General features: G+C 27.3%; 7 protein-coding genes. All 7 read left to right on the forward strand.

The window, feature by feature from the left end; translation table 11 throughout:
- Positions 1-918: MBOAT family O-acyltransferase (locus J7G74_RS09100; protein WP_297134398.1), on the forward strand; the 918-nt coding region annotated here is incomplete at its 5' end.
- 18 nt (positions 919-936) lie between these two features.
- On the forward strand, positions 937-2,109 hold the full coding sequence (locus J7G74_RS09105) for a DHHW family protein (protein WP_297134401.1): 1,173 nt from the start codon (positions 937-939) through the stop codon (positions 2,107-2,109).
- 176 nt (positions 2,110-2,285) lie between these two features.
- Positions 2,286-2,498 carry a hypothetical protein gene (locus tag J7G74_RS09110; RefSeq protein ID WP_297134404.1) on the forward strand — a complete coding sequence of 71 codons (213 nt, stop codon included), beginning with the start codon at positions 2,286-2,288 and terminating at the stop codon, positions 2,496-2,498.
- Positions 2,499-2,672: 174 nt separating this feature from the next.
- Positions 2,673-2,897 (forward strand): hypothetical protein, encoded by a 225-nt coding sequence (locus J7G74_RS09115; protein WP_297134406.1) that lies wholly within the window; start codon positions 2,673-2,675, stop codon positions 2,895-2,897.
- Positions 2,898-3,108: 211 nt separating this feature from the next.
- The gene (locus J7G74_RS09120; protein ID WP_297134409.1) at positions 3,109-3,288 is read left to right on the forward strand and encodes a hypothetical protein; all 180 of its coding nucleotides are present in this window, start codon (positions 3,109-3,111) and stop codon (positions 3,286-3,288) included.
- A gap of 31 nt (positions 3,289-3,319) precedes the next feature.
- Positions 3,320-3,517: a hypothetical protein gene (locus tag J7G74_RS09125; RefSeq protein ID WP_297134411.1), complete on the forward strand. Its 198-nt coding sequence runs from the start codon at positions 3,320-3,322 to the stop codon at positions 3,515-3,517.
- Positions 3,518-3,963: 446 nt separating this feature from the next.
- A partial coding sequence (locus J7G74_RS09130; RefSeq protein WP_297134412.1) for an NAD(P)-dependent oxidoreductase occupies positions 3,964-5,192 on the forward strand: 1,229 nt, incomplete at its 3' end.

Raw genomic sequence — 5,192 nt, forward strand, 5'->3', positions numbered from 1 at the left:
CCTATTGTTAGATATGAATCAATAGAAGAACAATTAAATTATAGAGATGAATCTCTTGAAAAATTTGGACAAGGTGTGGAACGTTTTATCCAAGGTTTAGGTAAGAAAGTATTACTTGCAAATAATATAGGTATGGTTTGGACAGCTATATCAGCTATGGATTTAGGTAATATGTCAGTATTAACTGCATGGGTAGGTATAATTGCTTATACATTCCAAATTTATTTTGACTTTAGTGGTTATTCAGATATGGCAATAGGTCTTGGAAAAATGTTTGGATTTGACTTTACAGAAAACTTCAACTTCCCATATATATCTAAAAGTGCTACAGAGTTTTGGAGGAGATGGCATATATCACTAGGCTCTTGGTTTAGAGAGTATATTTATATACCTCTTGGAGGAAATAGAGTTTCCTTAGGAAAACAAATCAGAAATATATTTGCAGTTTGGTTTTTAACTGGACTTTGGCATGGAGCAAGTTGGAACTTTATAGTATGGGGATTATATTATGGTATAATTCTATTATTAGAAAAAATGGTATTTAAAAACATACTTGAGAAAATTCCAAACTTTATAAAACATGCTTACACATTATTATTAGTAGTTATAGGATGGGTATTTTTTGCTAGTACAGATTTAACTATGGCAATAAATTATATCAAAGTTATGTTTAGTATAGGAAGTAATCCACTAATAGACAATACAGGTGTTTATTATCTCTATACTAATGCAATAATGTTTGTTATTTTAGCAATCTGTTCAACACCAATTGTTAAAATGATATTAGATAATATTGTAATTAAATCACAAACAAAATACGTTAATATTTCTTTAATTGTATATATGTTAATTTTATTTTTAGCTACGGCTTATTTAGTGAATGAAACTTATAATCCGTTCCTATACTTTAGATTCTAGGGGAGGGCGAGATTAATTATGAATAACAGAAAAAAAGATAGAAATAAAATTTTAAAAAAATCTTATTATAAAGCATGTGCAGTAATATTTATATTGTTTATAGGAATATTTGTATGTGCGAATTTAATTACTAAAGATAAGACTTACTCAGAGACAGAAAATAGAATTTTAGCTACAAAGCCTGACTTTACAATAGATAGATTATTAGAAGGTAGATTTACTTCTAAATTTGAAGACTATGTAGTAGACCAATTTATAGGAAGAGATTTCTTTACTAATATAAAAATGAGTGTAGACAAACTATTAGGAAGAAATCAAGCTAATGGAGTATTTTTAGGAAAAGATGGATATCTTATAGAAGACTTTACAGTTCCTAATGAAGAAGCAGTAAATCAAAATTTACAAGCCATTGATAATTTTACAAAGAGATATAAAGATGTTAAGCAATATATGCTAATTTCACCAACGTCAGTAGGTATATTAAAAGATAAACTTCCTTATAGTGCTCCAGTAATAGATCAAGAATCTTATTTAAAATCGTACAAAGAAAGGTTGACTTCAAGTATTAAATTTGTGGATGTTTATGAAACTTTAAATAATCACAAAGATGAGTATATATTTTATAAAACAGATCATCACTGGACAAGTTTAGGTGCTTTTTATTCTTATGAAAAATTAGCTGAAGATATGGGACTAAAGAAAAAAACAGATGATTATTACAATGTTCAATTAGTATCAAATGATTTCTTTGGAGCATTATCATCTAAGAGTGGATATGATGTGAAGGAAGGAGATAAAGTTCAAGTTTATATACCTGCTAAAAATGAGGAGCATGTAGTTGTAAATTATATAGAAGAACAAGAAAAATCAGCATCATTATACAGTAGTGAAGCTTTAGGACAAAAAGACAAGTATGAAGTATTCTTAAAAGGAAATCATCCTTTAGTTAAAATAAAAACTTCGTCTAAAAATAATAAGACATTACTTATATTTAAAGATTCTTATGCAAATAGCTTCATACCATTCTTAACAAATGATTTTAGTAAAATTATAGTGGTTGATCCGAGATACTACTACGAAGATATCGATAAATTAATGGAACAAGAAAATGTTAATGAAGTGTTGTATTTATACAATGCCAATACATTTTTTAATGATACATCTTTATCTCCAGTATTAAATAATGAATAAAGAAAATTCCCTAAGATTTAAATAATCTTTAGGGAATTTTTTATTTGGAGAAAATAAGGGTAGATTACAAAATTTAAGACAAATCATGGTAGAAAATGTAACATTTTATACATAATAATCATATTTTAAAGTAAATAAGTTATAAGCTTATTAAATATCAAAAAGGAGTAGATAGTATGTCAAATGAAGTTAATTATTCTCGTTTCTTTGGAGGATCTGGATTTAATTTTGGAGGGTGGTTATTACCGTTATTAGTGATTTTTATATTATTTTCATTTGGAGATGATTTATTAGAATTTATTTTCTGTGAAGATTCAGCTCTAATATGGATAATAATCTTAGTAGTATTATTTATGTTTATAGGTGAAGATGACGGTTGTTGCTGTTAGTTAAATAAGACATCCTTTTATAAATAAATTTATTTATAAAAGGATGTTTTTAAAAAAAGTAATAACACTTTTATGTTTACAACATATTATATATAGAAGAGTTTTGCCAAAATATAAGCATCTCGTATTTACATAAAATAGGCTATCTCTTTTAAATCAAAGGGAGGTAATTACATGAATAGTAGGCTAACTAGAATGTTTGAATGTATAGGGGGAACAGGATGGTGGATCATAGTTTTATTCTTTTTATTTTTAGCCTTCCAAGAATGTTGGGCTGAAATATCCATAGCAGACTGGATTCCATTTTTAATTCTACTACTAATAGTTTGTGCTTGTAATATGCCAGGAGATGATTGTAATTGTATAGATAATACTTCAGATTGCAATTGTTGTTGTTAGCATTTTATAAGAACAGGTAATTCCTATTTAAAGAAAAACTACTATTGTCATTTTATTAATTGGCAATAGTAGTTATCTTTAGAAATAGTCTTTTTTATAAAAACTAGCATAAATTTATTATCACAAATAATAAGTTTTGCATATTATATGTTAAGAGCGAAAGCTCAGCAAATAAAAACTTAAAATATATATCAACAGGAGGTATACAACAATGTTAGACAGATTATTTGGTGACGAAGGATTCTTTGGAGCAGGAGCTTGGTGGATAATAGTATTATTTTTCTTATTCTTAGCATTTGGAGATTGCTGGGAAGAAATGGATATGATGGCATGGATACCATTCTTAATTATACTATTAATACTTTGTAGCTGTGGTGGATGTATAGATTAATTTGACTAAATAAAAAAAGGGTGACAAAATTATGCTAGATAGATTTTTTGGTGATGAAGGATTTTTTGGGAATGGAGCTTGGTGGATAATAATATTATTCTTCTTATTCCTTGCATTTGGTGAAACTTGGGTAGACATAGATATATGTGCATGGATACCATTCTTAATATTATTATTAATAGTTTGTGCATCATCTGGATTTGGTTTTGATGATGGATGTGGATGCTAATTAGTATTTCACACAAATAAAACTAATTTGTAGTTAGAAGTAAGTTAGCGTGAACTTATACAAAGAGATATAAGTTTACGCTAATTTTTTTGTTATAAAAAATATTAAATAAAAATATAATAGTCTATTTATAGATATTCCGTTTTATTTAATAGATTATAAGTACATATTTATAATTGATTTTATTATACTTAACTGGAGTAAAGTAAATTGTTTTATTATTTAGGAAAAGACTTAATTTAGATTTATATTATAAAGAATATATATTTATTTTGTATAAAAAAATAAGTATATACATAATTTACTGCTATTGATAATTTTAAGACAAATATAACTTAAAAAATTTAGAGTGATTATTTGTATTATTTTTTGTAAAATAGTATTTATTATAAATTTTAGTTATTTCTAAATAAATAAAATTGAAACATATCATCAGGAGGATTAGCATGAAAGAATTAAATTTAAACAAAATAAACGAAGATATTAACAGATGTTTTCTTTGTAAAAAGCCAAGATGTAGACAGAACTGTCCGATAGATACACCGATACCACATATAATTGAAATGTTTAAAGAAGGAAAATTAGAAGAAGCTGGAGAAGTTTTATTTAATAATAATCCTTTATCAGCAATATGCGGTGTAATATGTCCTCACGAAGATCAGTGTTTAGGTAATTGTATAAGAGGAGTAAAAAGTGAGCCAGTTAAGTTTCATGAGTTAGAAACATATATATCAAGTGAATATTTAAAAAATGCAAAATTTAAACAAGAGAATGTAATTAATGATAGAATAGCAATTGTTGGTTCTGGGCCTGCTGGTATAACATTAGCTTTTGTACTTGCTAAAAAAGGATATAAAATAACTATATTTGAGAAAAACTCTGAAATTGGAGGAGTTTTAAGATACGGTATACCTGATTTTAGATTATCTAGAGAAATTTTAGATAATATAGAGGAAAGATTGTTAGAATTAAATGTTAAGATAAGATACAATGCTTTAGTTGGTCCTGTTTTAACTATTGATAAATTATTAGAAGATGGATACAGTGCAATATTTATAGGAACTGGAGTATGGAATCCAAGAACTTTAAGTATAAAAGGTGAAAGTTTAGGTCATGTTCATTATGCAATTAACTATTTAAAATCACCAAAATCATTTAGATTAGGAGAAAAAGTAGTTATAATAGGTGCTGGTAATGTAGCGATGGATGCAGCTAGAACAGCTAAATATTACGGTGCGAAAGATGTTAGAGTTGTATATAGAAAAGATTTCGAAGATATGACAGCAACTAATGCAGAAATAAATGATGCGAAAGAAGAAGGAGTAGATTTTGAGTTATTCAAGGCTCCTGTGGAAATCGTTGATGAAGGTGTTGTATTTATAGATACTAAAAAGGTTGAAGGTGAAGATGGAAAAGTTAGACTTGTTAATATAGATGGTTCTGAGAAACTTATGGAAGCTGATTCTGTAATAATAGCAGTTAGCCAAAGTCCAAAGAATAATATAGTTTCTAATACACAAAATCTTGAGACTAATAAACATGGACTGCTTGTTATAGATGATATAGGTCATACTACTAAGCAAGGGGTTTTTGCATCTGGTGATGTTGTTACTGGTGCTAGAACTGTTGTTGAGGCTGTAGCTCATGCTAAGTTGGTTGCAGAGAGTATTCATGA

Origin of the sequence: Terrisporobacter sp., assembly GCF_017888745.1 — a bacterium.
In the GTDB taxonomy this organism is placed as follows: Bacteria; Bacillota; Clostridia; order Peptostreptococcales; family Peptostreptococcaceae; genus Terrisporobacter.

Bases quoted from the DNA above. Each gene is read 5' to 3' on its own strand.
- J7G74_RS09105 (WP_297134401.1), top strand. From the start codon at position 937: ATGAATAACAGAAAAAAAGATAGAAATAAAATTTTAAAAAAATCTTAT.
- J7G74_RS09110 (WP_297134404.1), top strand. From the start codon at position 2,286: ATGTCAAATGAAGTTAATTATTCTCGTTTCTTTGGAGGATCTGGATTT.
- J7G74_RS09115 (WP_297134406.1), top strand. From the start codon at position 2,673: ATGAATAGTAGGCTAACTAGAATGTTTGAATGTATAGGGGGAACAGGA.
- J7G74_RS09120 (WP_297134409.1), top strand. From the start codon at position 3,109: ATGTTAGACAGATTATTTGGTGACGAAGGATTCTTTGGAGCAGGAGCT.
- J7G74_RS09125 (WP_297134411.1), top strand. From the start codon at position 3,320: ATGCTAGATAGATTTTTTGGTGATGAAGGATTTTTTGGGAATGGAGCT.